The 15,057-nt window shown below is 31.9% G+C and carries 20 protein-coding genes; 11 read left to right on the top strand and 9 right to left on the bottom strand.

The window, feature by feature from the left end; genetic code table 11:
* Positions 1 to 13 precede the first annotated feature (13 nt).
* The 6 genes from P2W65_RS14570 to nadC all read right to left on the bottom strand — a co-directional run bounded on the left by P2W65_RS14570 (position 14) and on the right by nadC (position 3,809).
* Positions 14 to 418 (bottom strand): type II toxin-antitoxin system VapC family toxin, encoded by a 405-nt coding sequence (locus P2W65_RS14570; protein ID WP_289658425.1) that lies wholly within the window; start codon positions 416 to 418, stop codon positions 14 to 16.
* Positions 418 to 654: a hypothetical protein gene (locus tag P2W65_RS14565; RefSeq protein ID WP_289658423.1), complete on the bottom strand. Its 237-nt coding sequence runs from the start codon at positions 652 to 654 to the stop codon at positions 418 to 420. Before P2W65_RS14565 ends, P2W65_RS14570 begins: the two co-directional genes overlap by 1 nt.
* Positions 655 to 732: 78 nt before the next feature.
* The gene (gene bla-B1-FLAV, locus P2W65_RS14560; RefSeq protein WP_289658421.1) at positions 733 to 1,476 is read right to left on the bottom strand and encodes a subclass B1 metallo-beta-lactamase; all 744 of its coding nucleotides are present in this window, start codon (positions 1,474 to 1,476) and stop codon (positions 733 to 735) included.
* A 13-nt stretch (positions 1,477 to 1,489) separates the two neighbouring features.
* Positions 1,490 to 1,918, bottom strand: coding sequence for a DUF2147 domain-containing protein (locus P2W65_RS14555; RefSeq protein WP_179003341.1), 429 nt, complete (start codon positions 1,916 to 1,918; stop codon positions 1,490 to 1,492).
* Position 1,919: 1 nt separating this feature from the next.
* Positions 1,920 to 2,843 (bottom strand): YihY/virulence factor BrkB family protein, encoded by a 924-nt coding sequence (locus tag P2W65_RS14550; RefSeq protein ID WP_179003340.1) that lies wholly within the window; start codon positions 2,841 to 2,843, stop codon positions 1,920 to 1,922.
* Between the two features lie 108 nt (positions 2,844 to 2,951).
* On the bottom strand, positions 2,952 to 3,809 hold the full coding sequence (nadC, locus tag P2W65_RS14545; RefSeq protein ID WP_109192846.1) for a carboxylating nicotinate-nucleotide diphosphorylase: 858 nt from the start codon (positions 3,807 to 3,809) through the stop codon (positions 2,952 to 2,954).
* Positions 3,810 to 4,013: 204 nt separating this feature from the next.
* Here nadC and P2W65_RS14540 point away from each other — a divergent pair, with 204 nt between their 5' ends.
* The 8 genes from P2W65_RS14540 to rlmH all read left to right on the top strand — a co-directional run bounded on the left by P2W65_RS14540 (position 4,014) and on the right by rlmH (position 10,075).
* Positions 4,014 to 5,114, top strand: coding sequence for a DNA alkylation repair protein (locus P2W65_RS14540; protein ID WP_289658417.1), 1,101 nt, complete (start codon positions 4,014 to 4,016; stop codon positions 5,112 to 5,114).
* A gap of 36 nt (positions 5,115 to 5,150) precedes the next feature.
* The gene (locus P2W65_RS14535) at positions 5,151 to 5,495 is read left to right on the top strand and encodes a hypothetical protein (RefSeq protein ID WP_289658415.1); all 345 of its coding nucleotides are present in this window, start codon (positions 5,151 to 5,153) and stop codon (positions 5,493 to 5,495) included.
* Positions 5,496 to 5,685: 190 nt separating this feature from the next.
* The gene (locus P2W65_RS14530; protein ID WP_289658413.1) at positions 5,686 to 6,567 is read left to right on the top strand and encodes a pirin family protein; all 882 of its coding nucleotides are present in this window, start codon (positions 5,686 to 5,688) and stop codon (positions 6,565 to 6,567) included.
* Positions 6,568 to 6,570: 3 nt separating this feature from the next.
* Complete coding sequence (locus tag P2W65_RS14525; protein ID WP_289658411.1) at positions 6,571 to 6,966, top strand: OsmC family protein; 396 nt, start codon at positions 6,571 to 6,573, stop codon at positions 6,964 to 6,966.
* Positions 6,967 to 6,971: 5 nt separating this feature from the next.
* Complete coding sequence (locus P2W65_RS14520) at positions 6,972 to 7,256, top strand: GNAT family N-acetyltransferase (protein ID WP_289658409.1); 285 nt, start codon at positions 6,972 to 6,974, stop codon at positions 7,254 to 7,256.
* Positions 7,257 to 7,476: 220 nt separating this feature from the next.
* Positions 7,477 to 8,892, top strand: coding sequence for an amidohydrolase family protein (locus P2W65_RS14515; RefSeq protein WP_289658407.1), 1,416 nt, complete (start codon positions 7,477 to 7,479; stop codon positions 8,890 to 8,892).
* A gap of 173 nt (positions 8,893 to 9,065) precedes the next feature.
* Positions 9,066 to 9,368, top strand: a complete 303-nt coding sequence (locus P2W65_RS14510; protein ID WP_289658404.1) for an antibiotic biosynthesis monooxygenase family protein — start codon at positions 9,066 to 9,068, stop codon at positions 9,366 to 9,368.
* Between the two features lie 233 nt (positions 9,369 to 9,601).
* Complete coding sequence (gene rlmH / locus P2W65_RS14505; protein ID WP_289658402.1) at positions 9,602 to 10,075, top strand: 23S rRNA (pseudouridine(1915)-N(3))-methyltransferase RlmH; 474 nt, start codon at positions 9,602 to 9,604, stop codon at positions 10,073 to 10,075.
* A 49-nt stretch (positions 10,076 to 10,124) separates the two neighbouring features.
* Here rlmH and P2W65_RS14500 read toward each other — a convergent pair whose 3' ends face one another.
* The 3 genes from P2W65_RS14500 to folP are packed head-to-tail and all read right to left on the bottom strand — an operon-like array spanning position 10,125 to position 12,074.
* On the bottom strand, positions 10,125 to 10,757 hold the full coding sequence (locus P2W65_RS14500; RefSeq protein ID WP_289658400.1) for a hypothetical protein: 633 nt from the start codon (positions 10,755 to 10,757) through the stop codon (positions 10,125 to 10,127).
* A gap of 27 nt (positions 10,758 to 10,784) precedes the next feature.
* A complete protein-coding gene (locus P2W65_RS14495; RefSeq protein ID WP_289658398.1) occupies positions 10,785 to 11,237 on the bottom strand; it encodes a hypothetical protein in 453 nt (150 codons plus the stop codon).
* 15 nt (positions 11,238 to 11,252) lie between these two features.
* Positions 11,253 to 12,074: a dihydropteroate synthase gene (gene folP / locus P2W65_RS14490; protein WP_289658396.1), complete on the bottom strand. Its 822-nt coding sequence runs from the start codon at positions 12,072 to 12,074 to the stop codon at positions 11,253 to 11,255.
* Between the two features lie 217 nt (positions 12,075 to 12,291).
* On the opposite strand from folP, the gene P2W65_RS14485 reads away from it, so the two are divergent.
* From P2W65_RS14485 to P2W65_RS14475, 3 genes are all read left to right on the top strand, one after another.
* A complete protein-coding gene (locus P2W65_RS14485) occupies positions 12,292 to 12,834 on the top strand; it encodes a DUF1599 domain-containing protein (RefSeq protein WP_179003330.1) in 543 nt (180 codons plus the stop codon).
* Between the two features lie 83 nt (positions 12,835 to 12,917).
* Positions 12,918 to 14,018 carry a BT_3928 family protein gene (locus tag P2W65_RS14480; protein ID WP_289658394.1) on the top strand — a complete coding sequence of 367 codons (1,101 nt, stop codon included), beginning with the start codon at positions 12,918 to 12,920 and terminating at the stop codon, positions 14,016 to 14,018.
* Between the two features lie 146 nt (positions 14,019 to 14,164).
* Positions 14,165 to 14,833 carry an alpha/beta hydrolase gene (locus P2W65_RS14475; protein ID WP_289658392.1) on the top strand — a complete coding sequence of 223 codons (669 nt, stop codon included), beginning with the start codon at positions 14,165 to 14,167 and terminating at the stop codon, positions 14,831 to 14,833.
* The last annotated feature ends 224 nt before the right edge of the window (positions 14,834 to 15,057 follow it).

The following is a 15,057-nucleotide window of genomic DNA, read 5'->3' as shown; positions in this document are numbered from 1 at the left end:
GAACTGATAATGTTTAATTTCTTTCAAACCAATTCTCCATTTTAATTCCGTCTAAAAGTTTAAAATCTTTAGTATTATCTGTAACCAAAATCAATTGATTCTCAACTGCAGTTACTCCAATCAAAAGATCAAATTCATCATTTATAGGTTTTCCAATTTTTCTAAGTCTGACTTTCTCAATTGCATATCTTTTAATTGACCCAAAAATCGGAAGTATTGTTAATCCTCTTAGAAAAACATCAACTGCTTTATTAGACTTTATTGGATCATCACTGTTTTCAGCTCCAAAGCGAAGTTCAGCAACTGTTATCTCAGAAATATAACAATTTTCTAAACCTACTTGTTTCAGCATTTTATCAAGATTAAGTTTTCCTCTTAAAAAGAATACACAAATACTTGTATCTAATAAATATCCCATTAAAACTTAATTTCTTTATTCTTAAAGTTTCTATTGGCTTTTATATCAGAAACTATTTCTTCTGGAGATTTTTCAGAAGCAAAGGCTCCAAAAGATTTATAGAAATCATTTTCTTTTGATTTATTGCTTTTTATAGATTTTGTTAGTCTTTCTATAAGTTCAATTTTATTTGAAAAACTAAGTCCTTCAAATAAATTTGAATAAGCCTCTAATATATTTTTATCCGTGACAGTCATCTTATCCCTCTTTACAATATAAATACAAATTTAAACTATTTTTCAACTCAAAACATACAAGGCTTTCATATTTGAAAACTACTTTTTCTTCAAAGAATTAGCCAAATAATCATTAACCAATTTGCCAGTATGATTTAAAGACTCTATATTCTTCCAATCATCGTGACCCGGAATAATAAACTTTGGATTCTTAAATTTAGTTTTTACATTACTAATCGATTTCTTCCATTCTTTTACATCAGAATCACCTAAATAACCTAAATCCTGCGCATCGGCACTTTTTACAAAACAGCCTCCATAAAGCACTTTTTCTTTATCAAACCAAACTACAATATTGTCTGGAGCATGACCTTTTCCAGGATAATAAACTTCAAATTTATACTGACCAACTGTAAATGTTGTGTCATTCGGAATTATAAATTTTGCTCTTGGCTCTTTGCTTTTTTTCAGAATATCGTCGGTCAGTTTTATTGAATACGTTTTGATTCCTTTTTTCTTGTAGAAATCAAATCCTCCTGCACGATCTTCATGAGAATGCGTTGCAAAAAGCATAATAACATCTTTATTATGTTTTGCTTTGATAGAATCCAATAACGGCTGAAACTGTGTTTTATCCCAAGGTGCATCAAAAAGCACAACGCCTTTATCTGTTACCAGATATAAGGCATTGGCAGAAATCTTGTTTCCTTTATAATCATTAAAGGTTCTATAAACATAAAAGTCACCCTTAAGATGACTTATTTGTAATGGCGAATTCTTAGATTGTCCAAAGCTGTTTGAAACTGCGACTAAGAATAAAATTATCGAAGCTAATTTTCGCATTTAGATTTTAGAATTAATTTTTTACTCGTGTCCAGTATTGCGTTCTTCCCATCAAAGAAATTCCCACATAACCGCGAAGTTTCAATTTATCTGCAGATTCCAATGAAATATAACATTTATATTTTTTACCGCTTGTTGGATCTAAAATTGTTCCTCCGTTATATTCTGAACCGTCTTTTTTAAGTCCGTTTATAATTACCATTCCTAAAATTGGTTTGTTCTTTTCAGCACCATCACACTTTACACAAACATCTTTTTTATGATTCTCACGAAGTATATCTACAATCTTCCCGTATATTTTTCCTGATTTTTCGTAAATTTCTACAACCGATTTAGCCTCTCCTGTTTCATCATCAATAGTTTTCCATTTTCCAATTACACCTTGGCTTTGCATGGTCAGCGCAAAGAAGAACACTCCGATAGTTAGCATCAAATTTTTCATATTATTTTTCTTTTTTTTGTTTTAATTTTCTGATAGAAGCGTTCAATTCGAACCCTAAAAGCAGAATCATACAGTTTATCCAAATATAAAACATTAGAATTAATAATGTCCCAATTGAACCATAAAGTTCGTTATATTTTGAGAATTTTATAACCCAAATCCCAAAAAAGAACGAAGATATAACAATCAAGATGGTTGTAAAAACAGAACCGATGCTTATAAAAGATACTTTATTGTACTGTTTTGTACCATAACGTAATAATATTGAAGATGTTATCAAAATCATCAGAATAACGAATAAATATCGTCCTAAAATAATCAGCGGAATACGATCGCTCAACACATCCTGAATAATTGTTTTTTGAATGAAGACCTCAAAAACAACAATTGTAGCCACTGTAACAAACAATATAACCGTCATTACAAGTGAAATGGCAAGCGCAACTAAATATTGCCTAAAAAAACCTCTTTTATCAAAAACGTGTTTAGAAGATTCGAAACCGCTTAAGATTCCGTTAATCCCGTTGGCCATCAAAAAAATTGAAAGCAAAAAACCCGAAGATAATAAGCCCGAGTGACTATTATTTAAGATATCGCTGATGATTTTGCTAATAGCATCGTAAGTATTTGGAGGAACACTCTGCTGGACAAACTGCAGAAAATCTTCCTGAAAATTATCGATAGGAATAAACGGAATTAAGTTCAGAATAAATAGCGCAAAAGGAAATAAAGCCATAAAAAAGCTAAAAGAAACCGCACTGGCATGATAAGAAAATGCACCTTCAAGAATCCCTAAAGTGTACATTTCAAGCAGATCATACAGCGAAAAACCTTCTAACCAAGGTAATTTTATTCTTTTTAAAAGTCGGGCCAGATTGCGTATAACAGGCAATTTCTCAATCCGAGCTTCTATCTCTTGCGACATATTTTTTTGATTTTAGATTTTAGTCCCGAAGCCTCGGGATAGATTTTAGATTACCAAAAATTAACTCATAACTTATAACTCATCCCGAAGCTTCGGGGCATAACTTCCCTAAAAAGCTTTCAGACTCAAATCCATATTATACACAGAATGAGTTAAAGCTCCTGACGAAATATAATTTACACCGCATAAGGCATATTCACGAATGGTTTTCTCGTTGATATTCCCTGAAGATTCTGTCTGGCATTTTGAACCAATCAATTTTACAGCCTCTTTGGTATCTTCATAATTAAAGTTATCAATCAAAATTCTATGTACACCTTCGCTCTGTAAAATCTCTCTAATTTCATCCAAATTACGAGCTTCTACAATAATCTTCAAATCAAGATTATTTGCTTTTAAGTATTCTTTTGTTTTAGCAATAGCACGAGTAATTCCACCAGCAAAATCAATATGATTGTCTTTTAACATTACCATATCATACAAGGCAAAACGGTGATTTTCTCCTCCACCAATTTTTACTGCCCATTTTTCCGCTACTCTAAAATTGGGTGTTGTTTTTCGAGTGTCCAGAATTTTAGCTCCGGTTCCTTCTAAAAGCTGTGCATATTGATTCGTTTTAGTAGCAATTGCCGACATTCTCTGCATCGTATTTAAAACCACTCTTTCGGCTTTTAAAATAGATTGTGAACTTCCTGAAACTTCAAAAACTACTTCTCCGTATTCTACATGGGTTCCGTCTTCGATATACGTTTTTACCTTCAGCTTAGGATCTACGTATTCAAATATCATTTTAGCAAGTTCAACACCAGCAATAATTCCCTGATCTTTTACTAATAATTTTGCCTGACCATGAGCCGTATCAGGAATACAGGCCAGTGAACTGTAATCTCCTGTACCAACATCTTCTCTAATGGCATTGCTTATCAAAAGCTGTAACTCTGATTGAAACTGAACTTTACTTATCATTTTCTTGTTTTTAATAATACGCTAAATTAGAACTTATTTTATGGAATTAAAAGTTTACTTTGTCCGAAAAATTACTTAAAACATTAAACATCTCTTTTTTAACCATTAAGATATTAAGGAAAATAAAGTTACAATTCTTAACAAAACTTAATCTCTTAATAAGAGATCAATTAAATATCTTTGAGGTTTATTCAAACAAAAATCATGGGATTAATTAAAGATATTTATTCGGTTTCTTTTTACCAAAATTTTAGTCAGGCTGTCGCTGAAGTCTATCCGGCTTTCAATAAACAAAAATTTATTGAAGCTATTTTTGATGGAAATTTCGCCCAAAAAGAATGGAAAGAAAGAATGAAACATACCACTGTTGTTTTTCATCAGTTTATACCTCAAAATTTCCCTGAAGCCGTTTCTTTAATTGACAAAATCATAGAAAACTTAAGAAAAAATAATTTTGCCGACAGTAATCTGGCCTTCATTTTCTTTGCAGATTATGTTGAAATGTACGGTTTAGAAGATTTTGAAACTTCCAAAAAAGCCTTTGTTTCTGTAACACAGTTTATCAGTTGTGAATTTGCCGTTCGCCCTTTCATCTTAAAATACAAAGAACAAATGATTGACGAAATGATCAAATGGTCATTACACGAAAATCATCATGTGCGTCGTTTAGCCAGTGAAGGCTCACGTCCGAGATTGCCTTGGGCTATGGCGATTCCGTTTTTGAAGAAAGATCCATCCTCTATTCTTCTAATTTTAGAGAATCTCAAAAATGATCCATCAGAATATGTCCGAAGAAGTGTCGCCAATAATCTAAATGATATTGCCAAAGATAATCCGCAGATAGTATTAGAAATTGCTTGTAAATGGAAAGGCCATAGCAAAGAAACTGATGGAATTATCAAACACGGATGCCGAACTTTATTAAAACAAGGACACCCAGAAATCCTGAGTCATTATGGTTTAGAAAGCAGTAATATTGAACTTTCGTCTTTCGAAATTAAAACACCGACTGTAAAAATTGGCGATTATCTTCAGTTTCAATTTCATTTAAACAATAAAAACGAAGAACCAAAAACGGTTCGTTTAGAATACGCTGTTCATTACAAAAAAGCAAAAGGGCATCTGGCAAAAAAAGTCTTTAAAATCAGTGAGAAAATCTATCATCCAAATCAAATGATTAAGATTGAAAGAAATCAGTCTTTTAAGTTAATTACAACAAGAGTTTTTTATACTGGAATTCATCAATTATCGATTATAATTAACGGAACAGAAAGTGAAGTTTTAGAATTTGAACTCACTAATTAACTTAACCCAAAACTTATGTGGCATCTGAGAAAATTAATGATTAAACTTAGCTTTATATTATACTTAATTCTTTCTGTTTTTATTTTCAGCTCTCAAACTAAAAACGAAGAGACTTTAATTGTTTATTATTCAGCCATAAGCTGTCCTTGTGCACAATGGAAGATAGAGAATAGAAACAATAAAAAGAACATTTATCTCGAGAGAGCCAATGACAAATTATTGGATGCTGATCAAATTTGGGATGGAAAAACTTTGCCCTTAAAATTGAAAGTCAAAGGGCATTTTAAAAAGAAAGTTGGAGTTCCTAAAGGTTTTTCAACAAAAGGAAATCCAGAGCCTGCACAAGTATTTTTATATACACAAATCGAAATAGTCAAATAACAAAACAACATTAAAATACTGACTACAAAACACATATACATTAAAATCCTTAAATCTTGTATTTAAAACTAATACATACTCAACGATTTTCCTTATTTTTATAAATACAAAAAACAAGCTTTCTTAATCTAAATTAAGTTACAGATTTCTATCACAACTGTAATTTTGTTTTCAAATCAAATAATACCACATGTCAAATATCAGTTTAATTATCGAAGAACGCGCTGCCAATATTGGCAACTTTATGGTAGGTCGTTTATTGCCTTTCCGTGAAAAAAGAGCTGTTGGGCCATTTGTATTTATCGACCATATGGGACCTGCACATTTAAGTGATCATGAAAATATGGATGTTCCGCCACATCCGCATATTGGACTTTCAACGCTTACATTTTTGTTTGAAGGAAGCATTATGCACCGCGACAGTTTAGGAACAGAATTGGAAATAAAACCAGGCGCTGTAAACTGGATGACTGCTGGAAAAGGAATCGTACATTCCGAAAGAACTCCTGAATATTTAAGACATTCAGACAAAATGCTTCACGGATTACAGATCTGGGTGGCACTTCCAAAAGAATTAGAGCAAATGGAGCCTAATTTTACACATGTTGAAGCAGATGATATTCCGGCTTGGGAAGAAGATGGCGTTTCGTACAAATTAATTGCCGGTGAAGCTTTTGGTAAAAAATCTCCGGTTCCTGTTTATAGTCCGCTTTATTTTATTGAGATTAAAAGCAAAGAAGCTAAGAAAATCAATATTGGAAACCATTTATTTGGCGAAAGCGGTTTATATATTTTAGAAGGAAGTATTAAAAATGGTGAACATACATACGATCCAAGACAAATTTTAATTACAACTGAAGCTTCTCTTTGCGAATTTGAAATTGCCGAAAATTCTACAGTTTACATTTTTGGTGGAGAGCCGTTTCCGGAAGAACATTTTATCTTTTGGAACTTCGTTTCATCAGACAAAAACCTCATCGAAAAAGCTAAAAAAGACTGGACAGAACAAACTTTCCCAAAAGTTCCCGGAGAAACAGAATTTGTGCCATTACCTGAACCAAGAATCAAATAATTTATGGATACAATCTCAGCAAAAATAGATACTCGTTTGTATCGTACAGAAATAAAATCAGCCAGCGATAATGTTTTAATTTCTGATGAACCTCAGGAATTGGGCGGAAAAAATTTAGGCTTAAATCCAACAGAACTTCTAGCCGCTTCATTGGCTTCCTGCACTGTTATCACTTTACGAATGTACATTAATCGTAAACAATGGAATGTTGAAGAAATCGATGTCAAAATTGATTTTGAAAGAGATTCTGAAAGAGGTGTATCGGTATTTACAAGAAAAATCGAAGTAATTGGCGAAGTTGACGAAACACAAAGGCAAAGATTGGAAACCATTGCCAACATCTGTCCGATTCATAAAACACTAACACATTCAATAGAAATTAAAACCACACTAATATAATTATCATGGAAGTTCAACAAATAAACGATACAAAAAAAGGCTATTTTGAAGCTGTAGAAGACGGAAAAGAAGCTGGAAAAATGACCTATACCTGGGCTGGAGATTCTAAATTCATCATTGACCATACTGAAGTTAGTCCAGAATTCAATGGTAAAGGCGTTGGAAAAAAATTAGTGATGGCAGCTGTAGAATATGCCAGAAATAACAATCTGAAAATTATCCCACTTTGTCCTTTTGCTAAAAGCGTTTTTGATAAAGTTGAAGAAATTCGTGATGTACTTTTTTCTTGAAGGGGCTAAGGTTCTGAGTTTTTTTTAACCGCAAAGCGCGCAAAGAATTACGCAAAGTTCGCAAAGTTTTTTTAGACAAAGCTTTGCGAACTTTGCGTTACTATTAAGTTAAGCTTGAAAAAAAACCTTGCGTTCTTTGCGGTTAAATTCAACGTAACGAAATTCGGTTTTCAAATTTTCGCAGAAAGTCGTATATTTGCATGTAATTTAATCTTAGAGTATGACAAGAATAATTACAATTTTCTGCATTTTTATAGCACAAATCGGCTTTTCTCAATCAGCTGAAAGTTATTTAGAAAAAATCAGAAATAACGAAGCGCTCCTAACTGCTTTCTTTCAACAAATGCCAAAAGGAGGCGATTTACACCATCATTTTTCAGGATCAGTTTATGCAGAACCGCTTTTAGAAAGAGCGATTGCAGAAGATTTTTATTTGAATTTAGAAACTATGGCAGTTTCGAAAACCAAACCTGCACAAGGAAACTGGGAAAACTTCTCCTCTCTTAAAAATAAAGGAAAATTAGATTATTACGAACAACAGGTTATGCAGACTTGGTCGATTAAAGATTATAATGGTTCTGTACCTTCTGACGATCAGTTTTTTGATTCTTTCATGAAATTTGAGCCTACGATTAAAGGTCATTTTGCAGAAGGTATGCTGGAATTAAAAAAACGTGCTATTGCCGAAAATGTACTTTATATCGAAACACAATTATCTACGATTCCGTGTGATATGAATGTTTCCGATTTGACTGATTTCAACACAAAACTTCGCCAAGCTGCAAGTCAAAAAGACGAGAAAGCAGTTCTAAAACTTTTGGATGAATTGTATAAATCACTTCAGAAAAAAGAGGCTAAAAAATATGCTGAAGATTTCAATACTAATTTCATAGCAAAACTGCACAAAGACCTAAAAATGGATGACGAGAACTTCACAATGCGTTACCAAAACTTTGTTCTTCGTTTTATGGAACCTGTAGATTTATTCAAAAATCTAGTAATTGCTTTTATTTCGTCAAGCGAAAGTAAATTGACAGCTGGTGTAAATATCGTTTCTCCGGAGCATGGGCAAACTTCTATGAAAGATTACTGGCTTCACATGGTTATGTTTAAATACTGTCACTCTAAGTTTCCAGACGTAAAATATACGCTTCACGCCGGCGAATTGACTTTAGGTTTAGTACAGCCGGAAGAATTGACTTGGCACATCAACGATGCGATTTATGTAGCAGGCGCAAACAGAATTGGTCACGGAGTTGATATCGCTTACGAAGCCAATTCGTATGATTTATTGAAATATATGGCTCAAAAAAACATCCCAATTGAAATCAATTTAGCAAGCAACGAATTTATTTTGAAAGTAAAAGAAAACAGACATCCGTTTACACTTTATAAAGATTTTAATGTACCAATTGTAATCAGCACAGACGACGCGGGAATTTTAAGAAGCAATATGACGGAGCAATATGTTTTATTGGCAAAAAGATACCCTGATGTGAATTATGAAACCATTAAAAAATACGTTTACAACAGCATCAATTACAGTTTTATTCAGGACGAATCGGTTAAAAAACAATTGATTAAAGATTTAGACAATCGTTTTAAAACTTTTGAAGCTAAGTTTTCTAAAAACTAAAACTCACAAATCTGTGTCAAAAGTTTCACGCAGATTTTAAACAGATTTAAGCTGATAATTGCAGATTATTTTTAACCAAAATATAAAAATAAAATCTGCTGAATCTGCTAAATCTGCGAGAGTATAATTTTCTCCCGCAGATTTAGCTGATCAAGCAGATAAAATAATTTACTATGATTCTAGAAGCAGCATTTCTTTATGTAAAACCAGAATTAGTCAATCAATTTGAAGATGATTTTGCAAAAGCAAGTCAATACATTTCATCAATAGATGGTTATTTAGGACATCGTTTGGAAAAGTGTCTTGAAGTCGAAAACAAATATCTCTTGCTGGTGGACTGGAATACACTTGAAGACCACACAGTAGGTTTTAGAACCTCTGAAGCGTATTTAGAATGGAAAAAGATTCTACACCATTATTACGAACCATTTCCAATTGTAGAACATTTCGAAACCGTTTTTGAGAATAAAAAATAATAGCTATGCTTTGTGCTAAAAAAATTAAACACATAGAAACATAGATTTTAAAGTAAATTAGGAATATAAGAATTTAGAAAAAATCTAGATTTTAACACATAGATTACAATTGAAGCTATGTGAATTGATGCAAGTGAAACGCCTTTTACAGACAAAGAGAAACTATGTCTCTATGTGTTTAAATTAAATTCGTGCCAATTCGAGCAATTCGTGGCAAAAAAGAAAACAAAACAATGAATATCAAACTCATCGCCATTGGCAAAACAGATAACAAATCGCTTCAAACTCTTATTGACGATTATACCAAACGTTTGTCTTTTTACATCAAATTTGATCTGGAGATTATTCCCGACATCAAAAACGTAAAAAATTTATCTGAAAGTCAGCAAAAGGAAAAAGAAGGCGAATTGATTTTATCGAAACTTTCCCCAACCGACCAATTAATTTTATTGGATGAAAACGGAAAAACATTCTCAAGCGTTGGTTTCTCTGAAGAATTGCAAAAGAAAATGAATTCTGGTGTTAAAACTTTGGTTTATGTAATTGGCGGGCCTTACGGATTTTCTGAAACCGTTTATAAAAAAGCACAGGGAAAAGTTTCGCTTTCACTAATGACGTTTTCGCATCAAATGGTTCGTTTATTTTTTATCGAACAATTGTACCGCGGATTTACGATTTTACGAAACGAACCTTATCATCATCAGTAGAAAATAGTGTTCAGTCTCTCCCGATAGCTATCGGGATTAGTGTTCAGTTTTAAAAAATGTACTCTACTGGAAGTTTATCGAGATTGTAAGTCACCTCTTTTTGCAATAAAATCTTGTATTGGAGATATTCTTCATAGCTCATATTTTTATCAAACAAAAAGACTAAATCCGGTACTCTTTCAAATTTTATACTGTAAAATTGTTTTAATATTTCTGCTATTTTTATTTCCTGATTCCCCATAAAAACTTGTTGTTTTCCTTTTTTAAAGTAAACTATAAAACTTCCTTTAGCAGGTCTTTCTATTTTATAAAACACTTTCGTGAAAGGCAGAAAAGCTAAATTCTTTCCAATAGAATCGGCGTAAGAATAATAGTTTTCAGATTCTTCATTCTGATGCATTTTTTCATTACGCTTTTTATCCTGCATTTTCATTACTTGCGGAATTACCAATTTCAAAGGAAGGCGTTTGTCTATATTCACAATCCAATTCGTAGATATTATGGCGCTTTTTCGGTTTAAATCGGCGATTGTATCTTTTCCTTCTGTTTTAAAAAAGATATAAATAGGCGAATGATCTTGTACATCTTTTACAATTGTAACATTTGATTTTGGTAACAATACATCTTCTTTTTTTCCACAGGAAAACAAAAAACAAATTATAGCTAAGGCAATGTATTTCATATCATTAATAACATTTTTAAAAATTATTCAACTCTGTATTTTTTCTTGTAACAATGAATAATATCTCTTTTCTAATTTAGTATAATCATTTTTCCAATCTTCAACAGTTTTTGGTACATTATACTTTGAATAATTCAAAATTAAAATTTCCTCATCCAAATCATCAAAAAAATTCCACTGTTCTTCATACTCATCTAGCTCTCCTTTCCAGATATTCATCCTATCTTTATTGATAGTTATAAGAAATTTTTCGCCAACAAATCTACGAGCTTTCCAATATAAACTAACCTTATCTGCATGATTCAAATTGAGATTTATTTTAAATACTTCATAAAAGTCAACCGGACCATTCATTCCTAGTCTAAATTCATTTATAGTCCAACTAGGTATATCTCCCAAATAAAATAGAATATCATTGTTTTCATCTATTTCAACTTTTTGAAGTACATTCAGAGTATTTAAAACATTAGGATTTTCCATAATTGTAACGATAAATTAATTAATCTTATCAAACAAAGTAACACATTCCACAGCTTCCTTCACATCATGAACACGAAGAATTTTTGCCCCTTTCATCAAAGCAATCGTATTCAGAAAAGTGGTGCCATTTAAAGCTTCCTGCGGTGTAATATCAAGTGTCTTATAAATCATCGATTTTCTTGAAATTCCTGCTAAAACTGGCAATTCTAATAAATTAAAAAGTTCCATTTGTTTCATCACTTCATAATTTTGATCGGTTGTTTTGGCAAAACCAAAACCCGGATCTAAAATCAAATCGTTGATTCCTAAAGCTCTTGCTTCTTGCACTTTTTCAGAAAAATAAAAAAGCATTTCTTTTACAATATCCTCATATTGCGTCAAACTCTGCATGGTCTGCGGATTACCGCGCATGTGCATCATAATGTATGGAACGTTGTATTTGGCAATCACTTCAAACATTTTATCGTCCAGTTCGCCAGCTGCAATATCATTTATAATTGCTGCGCCACTTTCGATGCTAGCTTTTGCAACTTCTGCTCGAAAAGTATCAATTGACAATAATGCATCTGGAAAATGCTTTAAAATCAATTCTATTGCGGGAACAATTCGATTGATTTCTTCTTGTTCTGAAACAAATTCAGCACTTGGCTTGCTTGAATACGCTCCAATATCTATGAATGTGGCGCCTTCAGAAAGCATTTTATCAACTTGTGAAATAATCTCGTCTTCATTTTTATATTTTCCTCCGTCAAAGAAAGAATTTGGCGTTACGTTTAGAATTCCCATTACTTTCGGAATCGTTAAATCTATAAGTTCGCCTTTACAGTTAATAAACATTTGGTTTCAAGTTTTATTTGTTTAAAGTTTCAAGTTCATGCAGATTACGCAAGTTTGGGAACTTGAAACCTGAAACCTGAAACATTTTTTCAGTTTCAAGTTCTCAGCGTTAACAATTTGTTTAGAAAAAACTTGAAACAAAGAAAACCTGAAAATTGAAACTCTTAAAAAATTATCCTTATTTTTGAAGAAATTTTAGCAAATATACAGCATATAAATGAAGAATACTTCCGAAGAGTTTGATAATGTTATCGCGGTTTGCCGTACGTTGTTTATCAATAAAATGACAGATTATGGCAGTGCATGGAGAATTTTGAGATTACCATCGCTTACTGATCAGATTTTTATAAAAGCACAAAGAATTAGAAGTTTACAGGAAAATGAAGTCCGTAAAGTAGATGAAGACGAAAAAGGAGAATTTATCGGAATCATCAATTATTCTATTATGGCTTTGATTCAGTTAGATTTAGGTGTCGTAGATCAACCTGATTTGGACGTTGAAAAAGCAACTGAATTATATGATGCTAAAGTAAAACTGACTAAAGATTTGATGGAAGCCAAAAATCACGATTATGGAGAAGCGTGGCGCGACATGCGTGTAAGCTCTTTAACCGATTTGATTTTGCAGAAATTACTTCGCGTCAAACAAATCGAAGACAACAAAGGAAAAACGATAGTTTCTGAAGGAATTGATGCGAATTATCAGGATATGATTAATTACTCCGTTTTTGCCTTAATTTTAAATCCAATAAACAAATAAAATCCAATATTTTAAATTCCAAAATCCAAGTAAGATTGGAATTTGGGATTTTTTTATTGCATTTCTAAATTTAAATATTAGCCATGAAAAACATCATTACCCAATTCTCCCGATTATTTGTCGGCATCCTATTTATCATTTCTGGATTAATCAAGCTAAATGATCCAGTTGGTTTCTCTTATAAATTAGCAGAATATTTTAGCGAACCCGTTTTCAATATGCCATTTTTAGAGCCATTGGCTTTAGGATTAGCTATCTTTTTAGTAATTCTGGAAGTAGTATTAGGTGTAATGCTTTTAGTGGGTTACAAATCAAAATTAACGATTTGGGCATTATTGCTTTTAATAGTTTTCTTTACATTCCTTACCTTCTACTCTGCTTATTTTGATGTCGTTAAAGATTGTGGCTGTTTTGGAGATGCTTTACACTTAACACCTTGGCAGTCTTTCACAAAAGATGTTGTTTTACTTTTCTTTATTTTGATTTTGTTCATCAATAAAAAATTGGTAAAACCTTTATTTTCAAAAATGATTACCAATATCGTTGTATTAATCAGCATTATTCTTTGTGTATTTATGGCGGTTTGGGTTTTAAATCACAATCCGATAAAGGATTTCCGTCCTTATAAAGTGGGAACCAACATTGAGAAAGGAATGGAAATTCCAGAAGGTGCACCAAAATCGGTGGTTGAAATGATTTTTATCTACAAAGTAAATGGTGTTGAAAAAGAATTTACGGAGAAAGATTTAATGAATATCCCGGAAGGCGCGACTTTCGTTGATAGAAAAGACAAGGTAATTTCTGAAGGTTACGTTCCTCCAATTCATGATTTCACCATGACAAAAGACGATTCTGATTATAAAGAAGAGTTGTTAAAAGAGCCAAAACTATTAATTTTTGTTACCTACGATTTGAATTTATCAAATCCTGAAGGAATGAAAAAATTAGCAAAAGTAAGTGGTGATGCAAAAGCTAAAGGATATAAAGTGATTGGAATGACTGCTTCCGGAGCAGATGAAATAGCAAAAGCTAAAAAACAATATAACTTGGATACAGAATTCTATTTCTGCGACGGAACAGCTTTAAAAACCGTTGAAAGAGCAAATCCAAGTATTGTGGTAGTTCAAAACGGAACTATTGTTCAAAAAGTACATTACAACGATGTTGATGATTTGAAGTTGTAGGATTTTCAATATACTAAATTTAAAAAGCGCCAATTCAATTAGAATTTGGCGCTTTTTTCATTCAAAATACAACGTAAGAAAAATATTAAATTAGATATTTTATTTTCTATATTTATTATCGCTATTCTAAAAAAACAAGAAAATCTATGAAACAAATCTCAAAGTCATTCCTGACCTTTTTACTAATTGTTTTCTTAATTCAAACAAGTTTTAGCCAATCCGAAACATTAAAAAAAGACCAACGTTATATCTTTTTCCTTCACAATAAGTTTATAGAAGAAAATCCTTTGAATGTTGCACATCCAGAATATGGAAAAGCTGAATACAATGAAATTTTAGCTTCTTTTCGAAAAGACGGTTTCGTTGTCTATAGCGAAATCAGAAAGAAAAATACGAATGCATACGACTACGCCGAAAAGATAACAAAACAAATCAAAAAACTTCTAAAACAAGGAATTGCTCCGAATAAAATTACCGTAATCGGAACTTCTAAAGGTGGTTATATTGCCCAATACGTTTCGACTTTTGTGGCCAATCCAGAAATGAATTTTGTTTTTATTGGATGTTTCAGAGATGTTGACATAAAAGAAATTCCGGATATTAATTTCTGTGGTAACATTCTAACCATTTACGAGAAATCAGATATTTATGGTGTTTCAGCAATCAAACGCAAAGAAACTTCAAAACTGAAAGTCAATCATTTTAAAGAAATAGAATTGAATACCAATCTTAAACATGGTTTTTTATATAAAGCTTTAGACGAATGGATTGTTCCAAGTAAAAAATGGGCAAATGGAAATTATAATCTGAATTAAAAATTGTGGAAAATACAAGCAATAAAGTCTTCAAATGATTCAATTTATTTGGAGACTTTTTTATTGAAATCTGACGTTTTTTTGCTCTCAATTTTATTCCTTAAATCAAAAAAACAATCTTTTTTTTCTGATTCGAAAAGTAAAGTTTAGAAAATCATTCAAATTTCTCCTCTACTATTACGATTTCATTCTCGTTTTTCTAACCGAAATTTAACTTATTGTTA

It is taken from the genome of Flavobacterium panacagri (genome assembly GCF_030378165.1).
Lineage (GTDB): Bacteria > Bacteroidota > Bacteroidia > Flavobacteriales > Flavobacteriaceae > Flavobacterium > Flavobacterium panacagri.
Note: the sequence above shows the minus strand (reverse complement) of the source record. Positions and strands in the feature narration are given on the sequence as shown.